The 20657-nt window shown below is 49.9% G+C and carries 18 protein-coding genes; 9 read left to right on the top strand and 9 right to left on the bottom strand.

Annotation, left to right across the window (positions count from 1 at the left end):
- Positions 1–62: 62 nt before the first annotated feature.
- Positions 63–776 (bottom strand): DUF421 domain-containing protein, encoded by a 714-nt coding sequence (locus tag G4O42_RS05350; RefSeq protein ID WP_079891127.1) that lies wholly within the window; start codon positions 774–776, stop codon positions 63–65.
- Positions 777–916: 140 nt separating this feature from the next.
- Here G4O42_RS05350 and addB point away from each other — a divergent pair, with 140 nt between their 5' ends.
- The 5 genes from addB to G4O42_RS05375 all read left to right on the top strand — a co-directional run bounded on the left by addB (position 917) and on the right by G4O42_RS05375 (position 13043).
- A complete protein-coding gene (gene addB / locus G4O42_RS05355; protein ID WP_032874392.1) occupies positions 917–4417 on the top strand; it encodes a helicase-exonuclease AddAB subunit AddB in 3501 nt (1166 codons plus the stop codon).
- Complete coding sequence (gene addA / locus G4O42_RS05360; RefSeq protein WP_032875181.1) at positions 4404–8108, top strand: helicase-exonuclease AddAB subunit AddA; 3705 nt, start codon at positions 4404–4406, stop codon at positions 8106–8108. Before addB ends, addA begins: the two co-directional genes overlap by 14 nt.
- Before the next feature lie 64 nt (positions 8109–8172).
- A complete protein-coding gene (sbcD, locus tag G4O42_RS05365; RefSeq protein WP_032874394.1) occupies positions 8173–9345 on the top strand; it encodes an exonuclease subunit SbcD in 1173 nt (390 codons plus the stop codon).
- On the top strand, positions 9342–12734 hold the full coding sequence (sbcC, locus tag G4O42_RS05370) for an exonuclease subunit SbcC (RefSeq protein WP_032874396.1): 3393 nt from the start codon (positions 9342–9344) through the stop codon (positions 12732–12734). Before sbcD ends, sbcC begins: the two co-directional genes overlap by 4 nt.
- Positions 12735–12749: 15 nt before the next feature.
- A complete protein-coding gene (locus G4O42_RS05375) occupies positions 12750–13043 on the top strand; it encodes a hypothetical protein (protein WP_032874399.1) in 294 nt (97 codons plus the stop codon).
- 43 nt (positions 13044–13086) lie between these two features.
- Here the strand turns inward: G4O42_RS05375 and G4O42_RS05380 are convergent, their stop codons facing one another.
- From G4O42_RS05380 to G4O42_RS05410, 7 genes are all read right to left on the bottom strand, one after another.
- Positions 13087–13305: a spore germination protein gene (locus tag G4O42_RS05380; protein WP_003155143.1), complete on the bottom strand. Its 219-nt coding sequence runs from the start codon at positions 13303–13305 to the stop codon at positions 13087–13089.
- A 39-nt stretch (positions 13306–13344) separates the two neighbouring features.
- A complete protein-coding gene (locus tag G4O42_RS05385; protein WP_014417372.1) occupies positions 13345–13740 on the bottom strand; it encodes a spore germination protein GerPE in 396 nt (131 codons plus the stop codon).
- A complete protein-coding gene (locus G4O42_RS05390; protein WP_003155141.1) occupies positions 13740–13916 on the bottom strand; it encodes a hypothetical protein in 177 nt (58 codons plus the stop codon). Before G4O42_RS05390 ends, G4O42_RS05385 begins: the two co-directional genes overlap by 1 nt.
- Positions 13913–14530 (bottom strand): spore germination protein GerPC, encoded by a 618-nt coding sequence (gene gerPC, locus G4O42_RS05395; protein ID WP_003155139.1) that lies wholly within the window; start codon positions 14528–14530, stop codon positions 13913–13915. Before gerPC ends, G4O42_RS05390 begins: the two co-directional genes overlap by 4 nt.
- A gap of 35 nt (positions 14531–14565) precedes the next feature.
- On the bottom strand, positions 14566–14802 hold the full coding sequence (locus tag G4O42_RS05400; protein WP_007409164.1) for a spore germination protein GerPB: 237 nt from the start codon (positions 14800–14802) through the stop codon (positions 14566–14568).
- 12 nt (positions 14803–14814) lie between these two features.
- A complete protein-coding gene (locus tag G4O42_RS05405; RefSeq protein WP_003155135.1) occupies positions 14815–15036 on the bottom strand; it encodes a spore germination protein in 222 nt (73 codons plus the stop codon).
- 189 nt (positions 15037–15225) lie between these two features.
- A complete protein-coding gene (locus G4O42_RS05410; RefSeq protein WP_032874401.1) occupies positions 15226–15441 on the bottom strand; it encodes an aspartyl-phosphate phosphatase Spo0E family protein in 216 nt (71 codons plus the stop codon).
- Positions 15442–15658: 217 nt separating this feature from the next.
- Between G4O42_RS05410 and G4O42_RS05415 the strand changes: the two genes are divergently transcribed.
- Together G4O42_RS05415 and G4O42_RS05420 are read left to right on the top strand one after the other, a co-directional pair.
- A complete protein-coding gene (locus G4O42_RS05415; protein WP_031378473.1) occupies positions 15659–16564 on the top strand; it encodes a fumarylacetoacetate hydrolase family protein in 906 nt (301 codons plus the stop codon).
- Between the two features lie 93 nt (positions 16565–16657).
- Entirely contained in the window at positions 16658–17014 is a 357-nt protein-coding gene (locus tag G4O42_RS05420) for a YisL family protein (RefSeq protein ID WP_007409161.1), read from the top strand.
- A gap of 255 nt (positions 17015–17269) precedes the next feature.
- Here the strand turns inward: G4O42_RS05420 and G4O42_RS05425 are convergent, their stop codons facing one another.
- Positions 17270–17812: a DUF2777 family protein gene (locus tag G4O42_RS05425; protein WP_032875184.1), complete on the bottom strand. Its 543-nt coding sequence runs from the start codon at positions 17810–17812 to the stop codon at positions 17270–17272.
- Between the two features lie 175 nt (positions 17813–17987).
- Between G4O42_RS05425 and asnB the strand changes: the two genes are divergently transcribed.
- The gene (gene asnB, locus G4O42_RS05430) at positions 17988–19829 is read left to right on the top strand and encodes an asparagine synthase (glutamine-hydrolyzing) (RefSeq protein ID WP_012117256.1); all 1842 of its coding nucleotides are present in this window, start codon (positions 17988–17990) and stop codon (positions 19827–19829) included.
- Between the two features lie 85 nt (positions 19830–19914).
- Entirely contained in the window at positions 19915–20655 is a 741-nt protein-coding gene (locus G4O42_RS05435; protein WP_032874403.1) for a squalene/phytoene synthase family protein, read from the top strand.
- The last annotated feature ends 2 nt before the right edge of the window (positions 20656–20657 follow it).

A 20657-nucleotide genomic window follows, 5' to 3' on the forward strand; every position in this document is an offset into this window, starting at 1 on the left:
CACCCCCGGATGTTTATAGGGTATTATACGGCGGCAGCCCGTGACATGTGCGGATGTCATTTTTATTCTTGATCCAGCGGCGATGTAATATGGTCGTCGTATGTGTCGACAAAAAGCCGGCCGTTGCTTCCGCGCACAGCGTATACGACGTCTTCCGGTTTGAGGTTTCTCTTATCCAATTCTTCTCTCAGCCATTTTTCCGATACGTGATTTTCTTCCAGATTTTTCATCACCAGCCGACCGTCCATAATCAGCTCAACGGCAAAGTTCTTTTCATGTCCGGCAAAGATGCCGAGATCCTGTCTTGTAACGGGCGCAAATTCCGGTTTGACCTCCACTGACATGCTGCCGTTTGTTTCAATGATGGCAGTCTGAACCTGAGAAATGTCAAATACATCATTTTCACGAAGCTGCTGGTTCAAGTAGTCGAGGGTATAACGCATCTTTTTCATATTATGCTCAAGTATTTTTCCGTTTTGAATGATAATGGTCGGTTTGCCCGCAAAGAAACCCCTGGCAGTTCTGTTTTTCATAGAAAGATATGCGACAAGATAAATGATAACCACAAAAATCGTGTAAGCACTGACAGTAAAATGAATCGGCAGTTTTGTATTAAACGACAGATTGGCTGTGATGGCGCCGAGCGAGATGGCCGCAATGAAATCAAAAAGCGTCATCTGTGAAATGGTTTGTTTTCCGAGTATACGGGCGCCGATAAACAGAATGCTGAACGACAGAGCCGTCCGTACAATTACTTCGGGATATTCTGACATCATCATTAGTCCTTTTTTCTTTATTTTGGTCAAAAACGAAATTTTTTAAAACAGTCATCCCGTTTTTACCAGCAGATGAGATTGGTCATTTTCGTCAACTTTCGATAAAATGTAGAAAGATAAAAAGAGAGGGGTCTTTTAATTTGGGTGTTGAGTTTTTAGTAGGCAGATCGGGGAGTGGGAAAACGAGGCTGATTATCGACAGCATTCAAGATGAACTGCGCCGGGAGCCGTTCGGGAAACCGATCATTTTTCTAGTCCCGGATCAAATGACGTTTTTAATGGAATATGAGCTTGCTAAAACGCCGGATATCGGCGGCATGATACGCGCTCAAGTGTTCAGTTTTTCGCGTTTGGCGTGGCGCGTGCTTCAGCATACCGGGGGCATGAACCGCCCGTTTGTGACGACGACGGGTGTGCAGATGCTTTTAAGGAAACTGATTGAAGAATATAAGCACGAGTTTAAAGTGTATCAAAAAGCGAGTGACAAAACCGGGTTCACTGAGCAGGTGGAACGGATGCTGACAGAGTTTAAGCGGTACTGTATTGAGCCTGAAGACGTCCGCCGCATGGCGGAAAGCGGAACGGCGTCAGAATATCGCGGAGAGCGGATGCTGTCTGAAAAACTTCATGATTTAGGCATTTTATATCAGCAGATGGAAAGAAGCCTCGCCGGACACTATTTGCATTCAGAGGACTATTTGACGCTGCTCGCTCAGCAGATTCCTTTGGCGGACGTTGTAAAAGGCGCCCGTGTTTACGTCGACGGATTCTATCAATTTACGCCGCAGGAATTAAGGGTGCTGGAGCAGCTGATCATGCATGCTGAACATGTCACATTCTCGCTGACGGCGGACAGCCCTTCGGCGGAACAGGCACCTGATGAGCTCGATCTGTTCAGAATGACGGGAAGCACATACTATAAGCTTTATCAGACGGCAAAGGAATTGAATGCTGATATTTCCTGCAAGGAACTGCATGGCACGAAGCGGCATCAGCATGCACCGGAGCTTGCCTGTATAGAGTCACAGTACGATGTGCGTCCCGCCGCGGCGTATACCGGCGGACAGGAAGCTTTTACCGTCATGCAGGCGCAAAACAGAAGAGCTGAGCTTGAAGGTATTGCCCGGGAAATTCAATCGCTTGTCCGGGACGGAGGATACCGGTACAAAGATATGGCGATTCTCATCCGTCAGCCGGAAGATTATAAAGATTTGCTGAAGGAAGTGTTTGCCGATTACGGGCTTCCTTATTTTATTGACGGAAAAGCTTCTATGCAGCATCACCCGCTTATTGAATTCATCCGTTCAAGCCTCGATGTCGTGAAGGGGAACTGGAGATATGAAGCAGTGTTCCGCTGTGCGAAAACCGAACTGTTATTCCCGCTTGATCAGCCGGAGCAGAAAATAAGAGAGCAGGTTGATCAGCTTGAAAATTACTGTATTGCCTACGGCATTAAAGGGGAGCGCTGGACAAGCGGCGAGCGGTTTGTATACAGGCGCTTCGTATCGCTTGATGAGGATTTCGCGCAGACGGATCAGGAAATAGAGATGGAACACATGCTGAATGAGACGAGAGAGTGGATAGCCGCGCCCCTCGTCCGGCTTCAAAACCGGATGAAAAAAGCGAAAACGGTTCAAAGCATGGCGGAGGCTCTTTATCTCTTTTTGGAAGATACCGATGTTCCACTGAAGCTGGACCGGAAAAGGCAGCGGGCCGAAGAGGCCGGAAACATGATCGAAGCGCAGCAGCACGGCCAGGCGTGGGATGCCGTTATCCAGCTTCTCGAGGAGTTTGCCGGCATGATGGGTGAAGATGAAATATCATTGGCGCTGTTCCAGCAAATGCTTGAAACGGGAACGGAATCGCTTCATTTTTCTTTAATTCCGCCTGCTCTTGACCAAGTATTTGTAGGGAATATGGATCTCTCAAGAATGTACGGCACGTCCTGCACATTCGTCATCGGGGCTAATGACGGCGTTCTTCCGGCGCGCCCGGATGAGAACGGCGTGCTGTCTGATGATGACCGGGAGTGGCTGAAAGCGGTCGGAGTGGAGCTGTCTTCCGCGGGGCGTGAGCGGCTGCTTGATGAGCATTTTCTCATCTATATGGCGCTGTCGAGTCCGTCTGACCGTCTTTATGTGTCATACCCGATTGCCGATGCGGAAGGAAAAACGCTCCTGCCGTCAATCGTTGTAAACAGGCTTGGCGAGCTGTTTCCCGATCATCAGGAAAAGCTGTCAGCGGCTGATCCCGAGCAGGTAAGCGAAGAAGAGCAGCTTCAGTATCTCGTCAATAAACAGGTGGCTCAGACATATACGGCAAGTCAGCTCAGGCTGTGGACAAGAGAGTACGAGATCAGTGACGTATGGTGGAGCGCATACAATGTGCTGATGAAAGAGTCTGATCACCGGCGTGCGAAAAAGCTGTTTTCAAGCCTGTTTTTCCGCAATGAGGCGAAGCGTCTTGAACGGCCTGTTTCGCGCCAGCTTTACGGCGAGCATATTAAAGGAAGCGTCTCACGGATGGAGGCGTTTAATGCCTGCCAGTTCTCTCATTTTGCATCTCACGGGCTTCAATTAAAAGAGCGGCAGTTTTTCAAGCTGGACGCGCCGGATATCGGCCAGCTGTTTCACTCCAGCCTGAAGCTGATTTCAGACCGGCTTCGTGAGCAGAAGCTGGAATGGCGAGATCTGACGAAAGATCAGTGCCGGAATTTCTCCTATGAAGCGGTGGAACGGCTTGCGCCAAAGCTGCAAAAAGAGATTCTGCTCAGCTCAAACAGACACTTTTATGTGAAGGAAAAACTGCAGAAGATCGTCACGCGTGTTTCAGGCATATTAAGCGAGCATGCGAAGGCGAGCGGTTTCGTCCCGGTCGGTCTTGAACTCGGTTTCGGCGGAAGCGGGCCGCTGCCCCCGCTCACTTTCACGCTGAAAAACGGCTGTACAATGGAACTCGTCGGACGGATCGACCGCGTGGATAAAGCGGAAAGCTCAAAAGGCCTGCTGCTGAGAATCGTTGATTATAAATCAAGCGACAGAGGGCTTGATCTGGCTGAGGTGTATTACGGGCTCGCTCTGCAAATGCTCACATACCTTGACTTATCGATTACACATTCCGAAGATTGGCTCGGTATGAAAGCGACACCGGCAGGCGTTTTGTATTTCCATATCCATGATCCGATGATTCAGGCCAGTCTGCCGATGGGGCTTGATGAAATCGAGCAGGAAATTTTTAAGAAATTTAAAATGAAAGGCCTTCTCCTCGGTGACCGGGAGGCGATCAGTCTGATGGACACGACTTTGGAGGAAGGGCGTTCAAATATCGTCAATGCCGGTTTGAAAAAGGACGGGTCTTTAAGATCCGACTCAGCCGCGGTCAGCGAACAGGACTTTCATCTGCTGACAGACCATGTGCGGCGGACATTTGAACAGGCTGGCGAAGCGATAACGGACGGGCTTGTGTCCATTACCCCGTATAAGCTGAAAGATAAGACGCCTTGTACGTACTGTGCGTTTAAGTCGGTATGCCAGTTTGATGAGTCGCTTAAGGAAAATGAATACCGCAGCCTGAAAGCGGAAAAAGACGGCACCATACTGGATTGGCTGAAAAAGGAGGCGGATGATGATGCAAATTCCTAAACCGAAAGACAGCATATGGACGGATGACCAATGGAGCGCCATCGTTTCTTCCGGCCGCGATATTCTGGTCGCTGCCGCAGCCGGATCAGGTAAAACGGCCGTGCTTGTGGAACGGATGATCAGAAAGATAACTGCGGAAGAAGATCCGGTTGATGTTGACAGGCTCCTTGTGGTGACCTTTACAAACGCCTCAGCAGCGGAGATGAAGCATCGGATCGCGGAAGCATTAGAAAAAGAGCTCGCCAAAAATCCGGGATCTCTGCATATCAGACGGCAGCTCTCTCTATTAAATCGGGCGAGCATTTCGACGCTTCACTCTTTCTGTCTGCAAGTGCTTAAAAAATATTATTATATGATTGATCTTGACCCCGGTTTTCGGATGGCTGACCAGACGGAAGGCGAATTGCTCGGAGACGAAGTGCTTGATGAGCTGTTTGAAGATGAATACGCAAAAGGGAATCAGGCGTTTTTTGAGCTTGCGGACAGATATACGACAGACAGGCATGATCTGGATCTTCAAGACCTTGTCAAACGGGTGTACGAGTATTCCCGGTCGCATCCTGACCCGGAAGCGTGGCTGCAAAGCTTTGTCCGCCTGTATGACGTGACGGAAGAAAGCAAAATGGAAGAGCTTGCGTTTTACCAATATGTGAGAGAAGATGCTGAAATGGCGCTCTTCGGGGCAAAACAAAAGCTTGAAAAGGCGCTTGAACTGACAAAAGCGCCCGGCGGGCCGGCCCCGCGCGCTGATAATTTTCTGGATGACCTTCAGCAGATAGAAGAGCTGATCAGCTGCCGGCATGACTTCGATGCGCTGTATGAACGGGTTCCCGCAGTCTCATTTAAGCGGGCGAAGGCGGTAAAGGGTGATGAATTTGACAAAGCGCTTTTGGACGAAGCGACCGATTTGCGAAACGGCGCGAAGAAACTGATCGAAAAGGTAAAGACAGATTACTTTACAAGAAGTCCGCAAGATCACTTAAAGAGTTTAGCAGATATGAAGCCTGTCATCGAAACGCTCGTTCAGCTCGTGATATCGTACGGAAAACGATTTGAAGCGGCGAAACAAGAAAAATCAATTATTGATTTCTCAGATTTGGAACATTACTGCCTGGCGATTTTAACTGCGGTTGATGAAGAAGGCCGGCGGGTGCCGAGCGAAGCGGCCGTTTATTATCAAGACCAGTTCCATGAAGTTCTGGTTGATGAATATCAAGATACGAACCTTGTGCAGGAGTCTATCCTGCAGCTTGTTAAAAGCGGGAATGAAGAGACGGGAAATCTGTTTATGGTAGGCGACGTCAAACAATCGATCTACCGTTTCAGACTTGCTGAGCCGCTGCTGTTTCTCGGGAAATATAAAAGGTTTACAGAGAGCGGGGAAGGCGCGGGGCAGAAAATTGATCTGAACCAAAATTTCCGCAGCCGCTCCGATATTTTGGACAGTACGAATTTCTTGTTTAAGCAGCTGATGGGCGGAAAAATCGGCGAAGTGGACTACGATGAACAGGCGGCATTGAAGCTCGGCGCATCGTATCCGCCGAATGAAGCGGCAAAAACGGAACTGCTGCTGATTGACAGCGCTGATGGCGCAGACAGCTCCGAGGATGCCGAAGACTTTGAAACCGTGCACTGGGAAGCGAAAGCGATAGCCGGGGAGATCCGAAAGCTTGTCTCATCTCCGTTTAAGGTCTATGACGGCAAAACAAAAACACACCGGAATATCCAGTACCGGGATATCGTAATTTTGCTGCGCTCCATGCCGTGGGCGCCGCAATTAATGGAAGAGCTGAAAAACCAGGGCATTCCGGTTTACGCCAATTTGACGTCGGGTTACTTTGAAGCCGTGGAGGTGGCTGCGGCGCTTTCAGTCTTGAAGGTGATTGATAATCCGTATCAGGATATTCCGCTTGCTTCCGTGCTGCGCTCGCCCATCGTCGGATGTGACGAAAATGAACTTGCGCTGATACGCCTTGAAAAGAAAAAAGCGCCGTTTTATGAAGCGCTGAAAGCATATATAGCGAACGCTGACAGGCATGATGAACTGTATCAAAAACTGAGAACCTTTTATGACAGTCTGCAAAAGTGGCGGTCATTTTCGACGAATCATTCGGTGTCTGAGCTGATTTGGGAAGTATACCGCGATACCGGATATTTTGACTATGCAGGCGGCATGCCTGGCGGAAAGCAGCGCCAGGCCAATCTGCGCGTCTTGTATGACCGGGCGCGCTCGTACGAAGCGACGGCGTTCCGCGGGTTATTCCGCTTTTTGCGGTTCATTGAACGGATGCAGGAGCGCGGCGATGATCTGGGGACGGCCCGGGCGCTCAGCGAGCAGGAGGATGTCGTTCGGCTGATGACGATCCACAGCAGCAAAGGACTTGAATTTCCCGTCGTTTTCACCGCCGGACTCGGCAGAAGTTTTAATATGATGGATCTCAACAAATCATACCTGCTTGATAAAGAGCTCGGTTTCGGCACGAAGTACATTCATCCGGAACTCAGAATCAGCTATCCGACTCTTCCGCTTGTGGCGATGAAGAAAAAGATGCGCAGAGAGCTCTTATCCGAAGAATTGCGTGTATTGTATGTGGCGCTGACCAGAGCGAAGGAAAAGCTGTTTCTCGTCGGCTCCTGCAAAAACCGGGAAAAACAGCTGGCCAAATGGCAGGCGCAAGCAGACCGGGCTGATTGGCTTCTTTCTGAATTCGACCGCTATCAGGCGTCATCTTATTTGGACTTTATCGGGCCGGCGCTCATCCGTCACCGTGACATGGAAGCGCACAGGACGCCGGGGCTTTCATCGCCTGAGGATATCGCGCGCGATCCGTCGCGTTTTCACATCCGGATGCTGCAGCAAAGTGAATTGCTGGAAGAGAATCCAAAAGAACGTGCTGAAGAAAAGAGCAAACGTCTCAAAGCGATTCAGCAGGGCGAGCCGATTCCTGATTCGTTTTCATTTGATGATCAGGCGCGCCGTCTGCTTGAATGGGAATATCCGTACCGAGAGCTGACGGCTATCAGAACGAAGCAGTCAGTTTCTGAGCTGAAGAGAAAGCAAGAATACGAGGATGAATACAGCGGCCGCTCTCTCATCAAACCATCAGGAGACACGCTTTTATACAGGCGTCCCGGTTTTATGATGAAAAAAGGGCTGACAGCCGCCGAAAAAGGAACGGCGATGCATACGGTGATGCAGCACATACCGCTGACGCACGTTCCGACTGCCGAAGAAGCGGAGCGGACGGTCCGGATGCTTTACGAAAAAGAGCTGCTGACAGAAGAGCAGCAGGAAGCCATTGATATAGAAGAAATTGTTCAGTTTTTCGAAACTGAAATCGGGAAAGACCTTCTCGGGGCGCTGCGGATTGATCGGGAAGTGCCGTTCAGTATGGCGCTTCCGGCGGGTGAGGTGTACAAGGATGCCGAAACGGCCGGTGAACCGCTGCTCGTGCAAGGGATTATTGACTGCCTCTACGAAACTGCGGACGGTCTCTATTTGCTGGACTATAAAACAGATCGGATAGAGGGGAAATTCCGGAACGGATTTGAAGGCGCGGCTCCGATTCTGCAAAAAAGGTATGAAACACAAATCGAATTGTATACAAAAGCGGTTGAACAAATTACAAAAACGAAAGTGAAAGGGCGTGCGCTCTATTTCTTCGATGGAGGTCACGTTCTTACACTGTAACAAGATCCGAAGCTCCTTTTTGGAGCGGATCTTTTTTTCTATCAAAAAGTGAGGTGAATGCGGTATGCGCATTTTACATACAGCTGACTGGCACCTCGGCAAAACGCTGGAAGGCAGAAGCCGGCTGAGCGAGCAGGCCGAGGTATTGGAAGAGCTGAATACCATTGTCAAGGAAGAAAATATTGATGCGGTCATTATGGCGGGGGATGTATTTGATACGGTCAACCCGCCTGCGCTCGCTGAACAATTGTATTACGAAAGTCTTTCCGCGCTTTCTGACGGCGGAAAGCGGCCGGTTGTCGTCATTGCCGGAAACCATGACAATCCCGACAGGCTGGCGGCGGCTTCTCCGTTAACAAATGAGCGCGGCATTCATTTAATCGGCTATCCGCGGACAGAACCCGTGCATATCGAGGTGCCGTCGGCGGACGAGCTGTTAGCCGTAGCTGCGCTTGCCTATCCGTCAGAAGCGAGATTAAACGAAGTGCTGTCTGATACGTTTGAGGAAAAGCTTCTTCGCGATCATTACGATGTGAAAATCAGAGAGGCGTTTGCCCGCATGTGCGGACTGTGCCGGGATGATGCCGTGAAAGTCGCGGCGAGCCATATTTATGTCGCAGGAGGAAATCAAACCGATTCAGAGCGTCCGATTGAAGTCGGGGGCGCTTACACGGTCGCCGCTGACAGCCTGCCGGCTGATGCGGCTTACGTGGCTCTCGGCCATCTCCACCGTCCGCAAACGATCAAGCGCGCCAAGACGGCTGCCCGTTATTCAGGCTCTCCGCTCGCATACAGCTTTTCAGAAGCCGGTTATGCCAAATCGGTGACGGTGGTAGAAGCGAAGCCCGGCGGAGAAGCGAAGTGGGAAGAGATTTTCCTGTCTTCCGGTAAACCGCTCGTCAAATGGAAAGCGCAGGGGCTGAGCGAAGTTCACGGCTGGCTCGATGAAGGGCGTGACCGGAATGCCTGGATCGATCTTGATATCCATTTGACGGATCAGCTTTCTCTCGAGGAAATTCATCGGCTGAGAAAGGCGCATCCCGGCTTTATCCATATCAGGCCGGTTTTTGAAGAAAAAGAGACCGGAAATGACCGGATTGAAGTGAAACACACATCAATTGAGGATCGATTTAAGAAGTTTTATGAAAAACAAACGGGCGGCGGCGTGCCGGATGAGGAGATGGTCAAGCTGTTTTTAGAGCTTGCGTCAGCAGATGATGAGGAGGATGCGACATGAAGCCGATTCTGTTAACGATAAAAGGGCTCCACAGCTTCAGGGAGGAACAGACCATTGATTTTGCCGGACTGTCAGGAGCCGGGGTGTTCGGGATTTTCGGGCCGACCGGAAGCGGAAAATCGTCGATCCTTGATGCCATGACACTCGCTTTATACGGAAAAGTGGAGCGCGCCGCAAATAATACGCACGGCATCCTGAATCATGCCGAAGATCAGCTCGCCGTCTCATTTACATTCGCGCTTCAATCCGGCCACCGGGTTTCCTACAAGGTCGAGCGCGTTTTTAAGAGAACGGATGAAACGAAAGTAAAAACCGCCCTCTGCCGCCTGATTGAAATCAAAGATGAACAAACGGTGCTGGCCGATAAAGCGAATGAAGTGAACAAAAAGGTAGAGGAGCTTCTTGGCCTGACCATTGACGACTTTACAAGAGCCGTCGTGCTGCCGCAAGGAAAGTTTGCCGAGTTTCTGTCGCTTAAAGGCGCGGAAAGAAGACATATGCTCCAGCGCCTGTTTAATCTGGAACAGTACGGGGACAGGCTTGTCAAAAAATTGCGGCGGCGGGCGCAGGAAGCGGCAGCGAAAAAAAATGAAATGCTGGCCGAACAATCCGGCCTCGGAGACGCAGGAGAAGATGCGCTGAAGCAGGCTGAACAGCAGTTTCACGAAGCGAACGAACGGCTTGAAGCAGCTGAGAAGAAACGGGTCCGGGCAAAAGAGCGTTTTGAGAATCACCAGGAAATTTGGAACCTGCAGACAGAAAGAGATGAATATGAGCGCCGGGAGAAAAAGCTTGAGGAAAGACGCCCGTACATCACGGATTTGACTGAGCGTCTTAAAGAGGCTGAAACAGCTCTCGCCCTTGAGCCGTACGCAGACCGCTACACAGAAGCCGTCCGCCGGAAGCAGCGCGCCGAACAGGAACACGAACTGGCCAAACGGAAATCAGAGGCGGAAACCGTTTCATTTACCCGGCAAAATGAAGCCTATGAAGCATGGCGGGCCCATAAGGCCGAACGGGAGCCGAAGCTTGTCAAGGAAGAAGAGCTGTATCAAAGACTTTCAGCCATTGAACAAAAACTGCTTGAAGCGAAAAAAGAAGCGGAAAAAACAAATGCGGAACACAGCAAAAAAGAGGAAGAATACGAAGCCGCCTCGAAACAGCTGGCCGCAGTGAAAGACCGCCTGACCCGCGGCCAAAACAGGCAGAATGAGCTGAAAGAAGAGCTGAAAGCAGTTCAAGTGACCGCCGATGAACGGAAAAAATGCCAGACCGCAGCACAGCTGGCGGCGGGCTTTCAGCAGACACAGGAACAAATCACGAAAGAACGGGCCAATCTGACAACGCAGCTGAAAAACATGGAGAAGCTGAACGGAGAAAGCGAGTCGCTCACAGCGAAAGCGAAAACGGAAGAGGAAGACATTACGCGCGCTTATCAAACGCTTCAAACCGTTTACCATATGGTCTGTGAAACGGAGCGTTCACTGAAAGCCGCAGCCGAACGGGCTGACAAAACGCAAGCCGATCTCCGCAGGCGCTCAGAGGAAGCGAGAACGGCTGCATTAACAAAAGAATTATCGGAAAAACTGATCGAAGGAAAGCCTTGTCCTGTATGCGGCTCGACGCAGCATGACCGCCCGCGTTCCGCTCATGAAACATTCTCGCCTGATACAGCTGTACAGGAACAGTTGCAGCAGGTTGAAGCGCTGCTTTCTGAGGCGGCGGCTCTTTCTCAGGAAGTGCTGACAGCCAAGGTTGCATTAGAAGAACAGTCGGGGCGTTTTACCGAAGAATGCCCGTTTCTGCAAAGCGCCCGGGTTCCGGAGCTGGAAGCCGCTTCCTCCATCAGCGGACGCCCGCTTGATGAAGCGTTCAGCGCCGTCCGCTTGGAATGGAAACAAATGAAACAGGATATGCTGTCGGTAAAAGAGAAGGTCACAAGACTGATCAGCGCGCATCAGCAGACGGTGAGACAAGCTGAGCAGCTTGCCGAACGAATCCGCTACGAGGAAAAAGAAGCCGACCGTCTCAGACATTCATTAGAAGAGCTTGAATCGCTGTCAGAAAGCCGATTGAATCAGTACAACGAAGTCTGCGGTGATATTCCGCCAAACCGGATTGACGCCTGGCAGGCTTCGATAGATGAGAAGGACAGGCAGGCAGAAGAATGTGAGAAGCGCATTGAAACAAGCATCGCATTCCTCAAGGAACATGAAGAGGAGAAAGAACGCCTGCAGGAGATGAAGCATCGGCTTGAACGGGAACGGCTCGAGCTTCACTATGCGTCTGAGCGCCTGCAGCAGGTGATTGACGGATATGAACAAGAGCTCGGAACAGCAGCTGAAGAAACATCAATTTCCGCAAAGCTTGAAGCGGTGCGGCAGGAATTACAGCTGTTAAAATCGAAAGAACAGTCCCTATTCGACGCGCTGAAGCAGGCGCAGCAATCACTGAATGACGCAAAAGGCCGGGAATCAGGGAGTCTCATGTCACTCAGGGATGCTGAGACCTCCCTTGAGAAAGCGCAAAACGACTGGCGCGTGAGGTCAAAAGACACCGGGTTTACCGACCCGGACCAAGTCAAAAAAAGTCTGCTTCCGCAAGGGCGTGCAGAGGAAATGAAAAAAGAAATTGATGAGTTCCTGGACACTTCAAAACAGCTATCGGCAAATATCAGCCGTGTTACTGATAAATTAGCCGAGCGCCGGATATCGGAGGAAGAATGGACAGCATCCGTTTCTCTGCTGAAGCAGGCAGAGGCTGAGTCAGGCGCCGCCATGGAGGAAAAAGGAGCACAGGCAAAAGCCTTCGCGGTTATGCAAAAACAGCATAAGCGCTTTAAAGAGATTGAAGCCGAACTGAAAAGCTGGCAGACACAGATTGACAGGCTTGATAAGCTCCAGTCTGTATGTAAAGGCAATACATTCGTCGAATTTTTAGCGGAAGAACAGCTGGAAAGCGTAGCTCGGGACGCCTCTGCCCGTCTCGGAGCGCTGACAAGGCAGCGGTATGCCATATTAGTCGATTCAGAAGGCGGTTTCGTCATGCGTGATGACGCGAACGGAGGCGTCAAACGGCCCGTATCAAGCCTTTCCGGCGGGGAGACGTTTCTGACATCGCTGTCGCTTGCGCTTGCCTTGTCCGCCCAGATTCAGCTGCGGGGGCAATACCCGCTGCAATTCTTTTTCTTAGATGAAGGATTCGGGACTCTTGACCAAGGGCTCTTAGACACCGTTGTCACAGCGCTCGAAAAGCTGCAATCGGACAACTTATCCGTCGGAGTGATCAGCCATGTGCAGGAGCTGAGAGCGCGTCTGCCGAAAAAATTAATCGTTCATCCGTCCGAACCGGGCGGGAAAGGCACCCGGGTCACATTGGAGATCATGTAGAAAGGAGAAGGAATTATGGCCGATTCTGCCGAGGGCACATGTGAATTATGCGGCCGCCATCATGTGCGGCTGACGGAGCACCACTTAACGCCTAAGGAAGAAGGCGGGACATTCCTTCCGACCGCAATGCTCTGCATCCCTTGTCATAAACAGGTTCACGCGCTCTATACGAATCAGGAGCTTGCGGCGAGGCTCGCGGGAATAGAAGAGCTGCGGCGTGACCCGAAACTCGTGCGGTTTGTAAAATGGATCAGAAAACAGCCGCCGGAAAAGCTTTTAAAAACAAAAAAAGCAAATGAACGAACATAACGCTGAACCAAAAGCAGCCCTCTTCTGAAAGAGCGGCTGCTTTTTAGGCGTTTCCGACCACATTTTGATCGCTGACATCGGGGTCTATATAGTTTGTCGCATTGACAACGTTGTTTAATAACAGGAAATCTCCGGTATTGCCTGCTCCCGAACCGAGCGCAGATTTAGAAGAGCTTTTTGGAGAAAGGTAAAAGGAATCACCAAAGTTTACGACTCCGCCCGATATGGAATTGATAGCTATAGGTCCGGTAATTGCTGGCATAAACGACACCCTTTATAGAAGTCTCACCGTCATTATATGTCAGGGCTGCTGTGATTGTGAGCTTGACGTGAAGATCTGCCTAATATGTTTCAGCCGCGAATCTCCCAGAACGATCGACGTCGATCCGATTTGAACCACGGACGCTGACGATACCCCTTGAACTTTCACATTCCTTACCCGAATTGAAGGGTTTTCATGGCAGAATGCGCTTTGGACTCCCGTTTCCGGTAACGGCATGACGGCCGGCTGCCGAAAGATCTGGTATTCTTTTTTGTTAAATGAGCCTTCATCATCTCTGTATACAGCAAGACTACGCTGATCGGCCAATACTTTGACCCGCATATTGATTTCATTCGTATCGCCTGCTTGAAAGACACTCGCAATCCCGACTGAATTGATTTTGGCGTTCCGGAGGCGTGAAATACGCTTTAACATTATTCCGGCGCCAGCGGCACATAAGGCCCGATAATAAGAGATTCCGGAGGCGTGTCAAAGATGGAAGACAGATAGACGGAATCGGTGTCGCCGATTAATAATAAGGAAGAACTGGACACACCGGTAGACCGGATGTCGCCGACTTCAATATTCCGGTTAATCACTGTAAAAATCATGACGGATCATCACCTTTCATTTCACCAGGTATGTGCTTAATAAAGTGCTCGACGGCCCTGACAATATCACGCTTTACATGTTCGGCAATCTGCTCGGCATATTGCGCGGGCGCCGTATTTTCTTCTTTCGGGACATGGGACAGATAATACTGAATCCGGCTGTCCATCTGCTTTCTGATATCTTCAATAATATGATATTTGTTCGTTTCGTCCAGCCTGCTCTCATACTGAGTTTCGAGCTGTTCTAAAAGCGCGGGGATTTCTTCATTCAGGTACATATCGACGTTTTGGCGGATTTGCTGCATTTGCTGGCCCGCCTGTTCCTGCTGCATCATTCCGACCTGCGGAGATGTCTGGCCGACTTCGAAGTTTTGCACGGCATTCGGATCAGTCGGATTCAATCCGATATTCAGCGTTCCTTCCAGCCGTTCAATTTTCAGCTGATCAAATTTATACTCGAGCCGATCGATTCTTGTAGAAGGCTGCTGTTTCAGCGTTGAAATTTCATTTTGGAATTCTTTCAGCTGCCGTTCGAGCTCCTGAATCTGCTGCGCCTGCTGCTGGACGAAAGAATTTAAATTCTGCAGGTAGGATGAAACGGATTGATCATACATGACATTCACCTCGCGTCTCGTTTCCTTCATTAAAACTACCGGCTTGGCGGCTGGAGCGGTACAAATGATGAGGTGCCGGGACCTCCCCCTGTTGTTACAGTCTGCTGCCCCGCGGTGACAGGCGGCGCCGGCTCAACATAACTCCCTGTATTGTACAGATTGGAAAGAGATTTAATTGAACCGGCGCTTCCGATTTGCAGTATGGAGGAATTGCTGACAGATTCTACACGCATGTAATTGATATGGATCGACTGATTGACGTAAAAATTCATACGGCGCCTCCTTTATGCGTTTCCTGCCATCGGCTGATCGATTACATCATTATCGTACACATTCGTTGAATTCCTGTAATTCGTCAGTGTGAGATTGTCTCCGGTATTGAAGCTGCCCGCTCCGGCAAATGTCTTAACCTCTGCTTTTGGAGAAATGGTGATGCAGTCGCCTATATGAACGACTCCGCTCGTACCGACGGCATTAATTTTAAACGCTCCGACAATTGCGGGCATACGAGCACATCCTTTTCGTGAAGATTTTCATGACTGCACTCCAGGAGCTTATCTGGGCTGCCTGCCTAAAATAGCTTATGACAAATGCACATTTTTGTGAGCGGAAAAAACTTTAGACGTAAAAACACCGGCGCTTTACGCATGCCGGGTCGTATACATAAATGATACAGATTTATATACATATCACGTTTATGAGAAAACCTCTTTTTTTCCTGCGGTGCGGCCGTGCTCAATTTGTGCGGCCGGGTTCAGCCCGCTGTCTTTCGTTTGTTGGATGAGCCCGCCCCGGCACCCGTTTAAAAGGCTGTCCAGCTCCTGGCTGCACCTGATGGTCTCCGTCGCATTGATTCCGAATTTTTGCGCTGTCTCGAATAAAGTTAATCTTTTTTCTTCAATTTTGTTCATCGTGTGATCTCCAATTCTCGATTATTTTGGAAAACATAGGATGATAATAGTATAACCCATTTTGTGCAAGAAGGTTTTATTTCGTCAATATGACTAAAAAAGTGACAATTTTTGATACTCTTTTACACTTATTTTCAGCCTGTTTAAAAGAGGAATTTCCCGCCCGGAGGAAGAATACATAAAGGAATGCCAGATTTAAAAATGATGGGGGATTAACATGAAATTTGCGACAGGGGAACTGAACAGCCGAACATTTGTCGGTCTGATCATTGATGATGACAAAATCTTAGATCTGCAAAAGGCTGAAAAAAAATTGTTTGAACTTGAGACGATTCCGGGTTCGCTGATCGAGTGCATTCAAAAAGGAGATAAGTTTGTCGCGCATGCCGGACAGCTTGCGGAATGGGCGAAAAAACCGAATGACGAGTCGGGTTCATTTATGTATGCGCTGTCTGACGTAAAGCTTTGCGCGCCTATTCCGAGACCTTCAAAGAACGTGATCTGCATCGGGAAAAATTATCGTGATCATGCCGTTGAAATGGGGAGTGAGGCGGATATACCGGAGCATCCCATGGTTTTTACGAAAGCCCCCGCTGCCGTTACAGGACACGGAGAAACAGTGGACAGCCACTTGGACGTAACGGAGCAGCTTGATTATGAAGGGGAGCTTGCGGTAATCATATCAAAAAGCGGATCGCACATCTCCAAAGAACATGCGCTTGATCATATATTCGGCTATACAATTGTAAATGATATAACAGCGCGCGATCTGCAGAAAAAACATAAACAGTTTTTTATCGGCAAAAGCCTCGATACGACATGCCCGATGGGCCCGGTCATTGTACATAAGTCGGCCGTCAGTGATCCGCAAAGCCTGAAAGTTGAAACGCGGGTGAACGGAGAACTGCGCCAATCAGGATCAACGGGTGACATGATTTTTCCGATAGCTGAATTAATCGAGACGCTGTCAAAAGGGATGACACTTGAAGCCGGTGACATTATAGCGACGGGAACGCCGTCCGGTGTCGGAAAAGGGTTTAAGCCGCCGAAATTTTTAAAGCCGGGGGACCGCATTGACATTACAATTGAACCGATCGGCACGCTGTCGAACCAAATCGGATAATTGTGTGTCTTTCGCACGATTGATAATGCTCCGAGCGGCTTGTTGTGGTACCATAAGTGAGGCAGATTGATCTGATAGGGGGAATTGAACATAATGACACATTGGCATATTACTTCATGGGTCGTTGCGCTTATCCTGGTGTTTGTCAGCTACGGGCTGTACGGTTCCGGAAAAGCGAAGGGCGCAAAAATTACGCATATGATTCTGCGCTTATTCTACATTATTATTATTCTGACCGGAGCTGAGCTTTTCGTCCGTTTTGCGAATTGGAACGGAGAGTACGCCGGAAAAATGCTGCTCGGCATCATTACCATCGGACTGATGGAAATGCTCGTCATCCGCAAGAAAAAAGGCAAATCAACCGGCGGACTGTGGATCGGTTTTATTATCGTACTCGTCCTGACGGTGCTGCTCGGCCTTCACTTGCCGATCGGCTTTCACGTATTTTAATCAATCGCTTGAAAAACCCGGATGCATCCGGGTTTTTTTAGTTGCGCATACATTTTGCGCAACTGTGCCGCTGAATGAGAAATACCGTGACAGGGGGATGTTGATGAGGCGAAGGAGATTTGCAGGATGCCAAAAGCGTCAATCACTCTCGTTACCGAAAAAGCTACGGCAAAAGCAAACGCCGGGCGTCAATCAGCGTGAAAAACAAAGCTAAATACATCAGGCGGCACCTATTTAAAAGGTGCGGCCTGTTTGTTACGCGGTGCCGTCTTGTCTTGCCGCTGAATACATAATAGAGCGCCGCCCGTCAGATGCCGTCCATTCAAATCTGTCGTGTTTACCCGAGCTGCCGCGGTGATGCTGCAGGGCGCATTGTGCGTCATCCGCCGAGAAGTGATAAAACGAAACGCCTTCACCGGAAAACTGCGCCTGATTGTAGGAAAATACGCAATCATATACAGACAGGCCGAACCCGTGAAGATGGCTGAGAAACAGCAGAAACGTTTCATCGTCCAGCGAATCGAGCAAGGTTAACAGCGGCCGTTTGACCGCCTTTTCATAACGGATTTCTTCCCCGCCGAGCAGGGGGATGGTGTCTGCGCCGATTTCGGCCGCGCCGCCGCAAATCCGTGCCGGCTGCCATCTGCCGCCGCGTTTCATCAATACGCCTGCGTTTCCTAGACTGTCTGCAAGCAGGATATCGCCTTCATCGTTTTCGACGAGGCAGATGCCGTCCTCTATCATCAGAGTGCCGCGCCCCCATTTGTTTTTTTCTGAGAAAAGCTGTTTTCGTTTCATAACCGTGCCGGTCTCCTTTGTTTGTTTCTTCTCTTCCGTTCTTTCCAAATCGGGCTTGTCTCATACAACTCTTAGTGGGACAAATCAACTATCTGCGTTTCTTTGCATAAACTGGGTAAAGTGCTGATAGAAACGAATTTGATACCGACAGAAACGGGATTGGAGCTGATATCACATGTGTGGAATTGCGGGTTGGGTCGATTTTCAAAAGCAGCTCGTCCAAGAGAAACATATTATGAACAATATGATAGACACTCTTTCAAAACGAGGGCCTGATGATTCAAACGTCTGGGGAGAGCCCCATGTTTTATTCGGACATAAAAGACTTTCGGTCGTTGACATTGAAGGCGGCCGCCAGCCGATGGCCTGCACGCATCAAGAGGAAACGTACACCATCATTTATAATGGCGAGCTGTATAACACGGAGGAATTGCGGAAGGAGCTTCAGGCGAGGGGCCACCGTTTTGAGAGGACCTCTGATACAGAAGTGCTGCTGCACAGCTATATTGAGTGGCGGGAGGAGTGCGTGGACCGCTTGAACGGTATTTTCGCTTTTGCCATCTGGGATGAAAAGCGCAAGCGGCTGTTCGGGGCAAGAGACCGGCTCGGCGTCAAACCGTTTTTTTATAAAGAACACGGCTCTTCCTTTCTGTTCGGGTCGGAATTGAAAGCCATCCTTGCTCATCCTGATGTGAAAGCCCGCACAGACAGCGGCGGACTTGCGGAAGTATTCGGACTCGGGCCGTCCAGAACTCCGGGCTGCGGGGTGTTTAAAGGAATTCACGAGGTGCGTCCCGCCCATGCGTTCACTTTCTCAAAGGACGGTTTGTCCATATGGCGTTATTGGAATGTAAAGAGCGAAAAGCATACAGACAGCCTCGATGAAACCGCGGCTCACATTCGGTACTTATTTCAGGATGCGGTGACACGCCAGCTCGTATCTGACGTGCCGGTTTGCACGTTTTTATCAGGGGGGCTTGATTCGAGCGCGATAACCGCGATAGCCGCCGCTCATTTTGAGAAACAAGGCAGAGATCCCCTTCATACTTATTCAATTGATTATGAGGAGAACAGCAAATTTTTTAAAGCGAGCGCCTTTCAGCCGAATGATGACGGCCCGTGGATCGATAAAATGACAAATGCATTCGGCACACAGCATCATAAGTGCGTGATTACGCAGGATCAGCTGGTTGAACATCTGGAGGAATCCGTTCTCGTCAGAGACCTGCCGGGCATGGCTGATGTTGATTCCTCGCTGTTATGGTTCTGCCGGGAAATTAAAAAAGATTTTGTCGTGAGCCTTTCCGGAGAATGTGCGGACGAAATTTTCGGCGGATATCCGTGGTTTCACACCGCGGCAGAAGAAGACGGATTTCCTTGGATGAGGTCGACTGAGGAGAGAATCACGCTCTTGGATGAAAAGTGGCAAAAACGGCTGAATCTTAGAGAATACGTGAATGCGAGATATGAAGAAACCATTGCGGAAACGCCGCTGTTAGACGGTGAGACAGGAACAGATAAAGCGAGACGGCAGCTGTTCTACTTAAATATGCTTTGGTTTATGACAAATCTGCTCGACCGCAAAGACCGCATGAGCATGGGCGCAAGTCTTGAAGTACGGGTGCCGTTCGCCGACCACAGACTTGTGGAATACGTTTGGAATATTCCTTGGGAAATGAAAATGCATGGCAGCCGGGAAAAAGGCATCTTGCGGAAAGCGCTTGAAGGACTGCTTCCTGAAGATATTTTGTACCGCAAAAAAAGCCCTTATCCGAAAACACATCACCCGAAATACACGCAGGGGGTCACAGAATGGCTGAAAACGATTTTACAACAGAAAGATTCCGTGCTTCACACCCTGCTTGACAGAAAGAAGCTGGAAATGCTGCTGGAGACAGAAGGTTCATCTTTTCAGGTTCCGTGGTTCGGCCAGCTGATGAAAGGCCCGCAGCTGATCGCCCATCTTGCCCAGATCCATACATGGTTTGAGGCGTACCGTATCGATATAGAAGAATAACAGTGCCGCGACCGGTTTCCGCTGAAGGATATCGGTCTTTTTATTGTGAAACATATGGTACACTAAAAAACAGAGGAGTGATACCATGACCGAATACGAAACATGCGCCCAGCTTGCCGAGGCGCACTTTCCTTTATATAAACGGACTTTCTCATCCCTGCCGCCAAAAAACAGGCGGGCCGCATGGGCGGTGCTTGCTTTGTTTCACGTAGCTGATCGGCTTGATGTGCAGGAACTTGGAGGATTTGAACAGGCGGCACAAGACTTTCTGAACGGGACACGCGCCGACGGCTTTTTGTGGGAGGCGCTCACCGATGTGCGGCAGCAATTTGCGCTTGAAGAAGAGCCGTTACGTGAGTTTATCGCCGGCCAAATCTCTGACAGAGAAAAAGTAACTTATCAAGAGTTTGATGACCTGCTGATGTACGCGGGCCAAACAGGCGGAGCCCTCGGCCTGCTGCTGCTGCCGGTTTGTGCGCGCCGGAACCAAGAGAAACTCCGCCATGCAGCCGTTTCATTAGGAGCAGCCATTCAGCTGACCCGGGTGCTTCTGGGGGTCCATACGGATGAGCGGGCGAAAAAGCGCCTACCGCGCCAGGTGATGATGCAATTCGGCTATACGGAAGAAGAGCTGGAGAGCCATACCGTCAACAAAGCTTTTATGAATGTATGGGAGTACATCGCATTCGAGGCCGAGGCGTATTTCGAGGAGGCGTCTGAAGAGCTGGAGCTGTTTCCGTTATACTCAAGGCCCGCCGTTACCGGTTTGCTGGCACATTACCGGTCAGAGCTCGGTGACATGAGAAAACAGCTTTCGCAAGCATAAAA

Source organism: Bacillus sp. LUNF1 (assembly GCF_011008975.1).
Classification (GTDB): Bacteria; Bacillota; Bacilli; order Bacillales; family Bacillaceae; genus Bacillus; species Bacillus velezensis.

Bases quoted from the DNA above. Each gene is read 5' to 3' on its own strand.
- G4O42_RS05350 (WP_079891127.1), bottom strand. From the start codon at position 776: ATGATGTCAGAATATCCCGAAGTAATTGTACGGACGGCTCTGTCGTTC.
- addA (WP_032875181.1), top strand. From the start codon at position 4,404: ATGCAAATTCCTAAACCGAAAGACAGCATATGGACGGATGACCAATGG.
- sbcD (WP_032874394.1), top strand. From the start codon at position 8,173: ATGCGCATTTTACATACAGCTGACTGGCACCTCGGCAAAACGCTGGAA.
- sbcC (WP_032874396.1), top strand. From the start codon at position 9,342: ATGAAGCCGATTCTGTTAACGATAAAAGGGCTCCACAGCTTCAGGGAG.
- G4O42_RS05375 (WP_032874399.1), top strand. From the start codon at position 12,750: ATGGCCGATTCTGCCGAGGGCACATGTGAATTATGCGGCCGCCATCAT.
- G4O42_RS05380 (WP_003155143.1), bottom strand. From the start codon at position 13,305: ATGCCAGCAATTACCGGACCTATAGCTATCAATTCCATATCGGGCGGA.
- G4O42_RS05385 (WP_014417372.1), bottom strand. From the start codon at position 13,740: ATGTTAAAGCGTATTTCACGCCTCCGGAACGCCAAAATCAATTCAGTC.
- G4O42_RS05390 (WP_003155141.1), bottom strand. From the start codon at position 13,916: ATGATTTTTACAGTGATTAACCGGAATATTGAAGTCGGCGACATCCGG.
- gerPC (WP_003155139.1), bottom strand. From the start codon at position 14,530: ATGTATGATCAATCCGTTTCATCCTACCTGCAGAATTTAAATTCTTTC.
- G4O42_RS05400 (WP_007409164.1), bottom strand. From the start codon at position 14,802: ATGAATTTTTACGTCAATCAGTCGATCCATATCAATTACATGCGTGTA.
- G4O42_RS05405 (WP_003155135.1), bottom strand. From the start codon at position 15,036: ATGCCCGCAATTGTCGGAGCGTTTAAAATTAATGCCGTCGGTACGAGC.
- G4O42_RS05410 (WP_032874401.1), bottom strand. From the start codon at position 15,441: ATGAACAAAATTGAAGAAAAAAGATTAACTTTATTCGAGACAGCGCAA.
- G4O42_RS05415 (WP_031378473.1), top strand. From the start codon at position 15,659: ATGAAATTTGCGACAGGGGAACTGAACAGCCGAACATTTGTCGGTCTG.
- G4O42_RS05420 (WP_007409161.1), top strand. From the start codon at position 16,658: ATGACACATTGGCATATTACTTCATGGGTCGTTGCGCTTATCCTGGTG.
- G4O42_RS05425 (WP_032875184.1), bottom strand. From the start codon at position 17,812: ATGAAACGAAAACAGCTTTTCTCAGAAAAAAACAAATGGGGGCGCGGC.
- asnB (WP_012117256.1), top strand. From the start codon at position 17,988: ATGTGTGGAATTGCGGGTTGGGTCGATTTTCAAAAGCAGCTCGTCCAA.
- G4O42_RS05435 (WP_032874403.1), top strand. From the start codon at position 19,915: ATGACCGAATACGAAACATGCGCCCAGCTTGCCGAGGCGCACTTTCCT.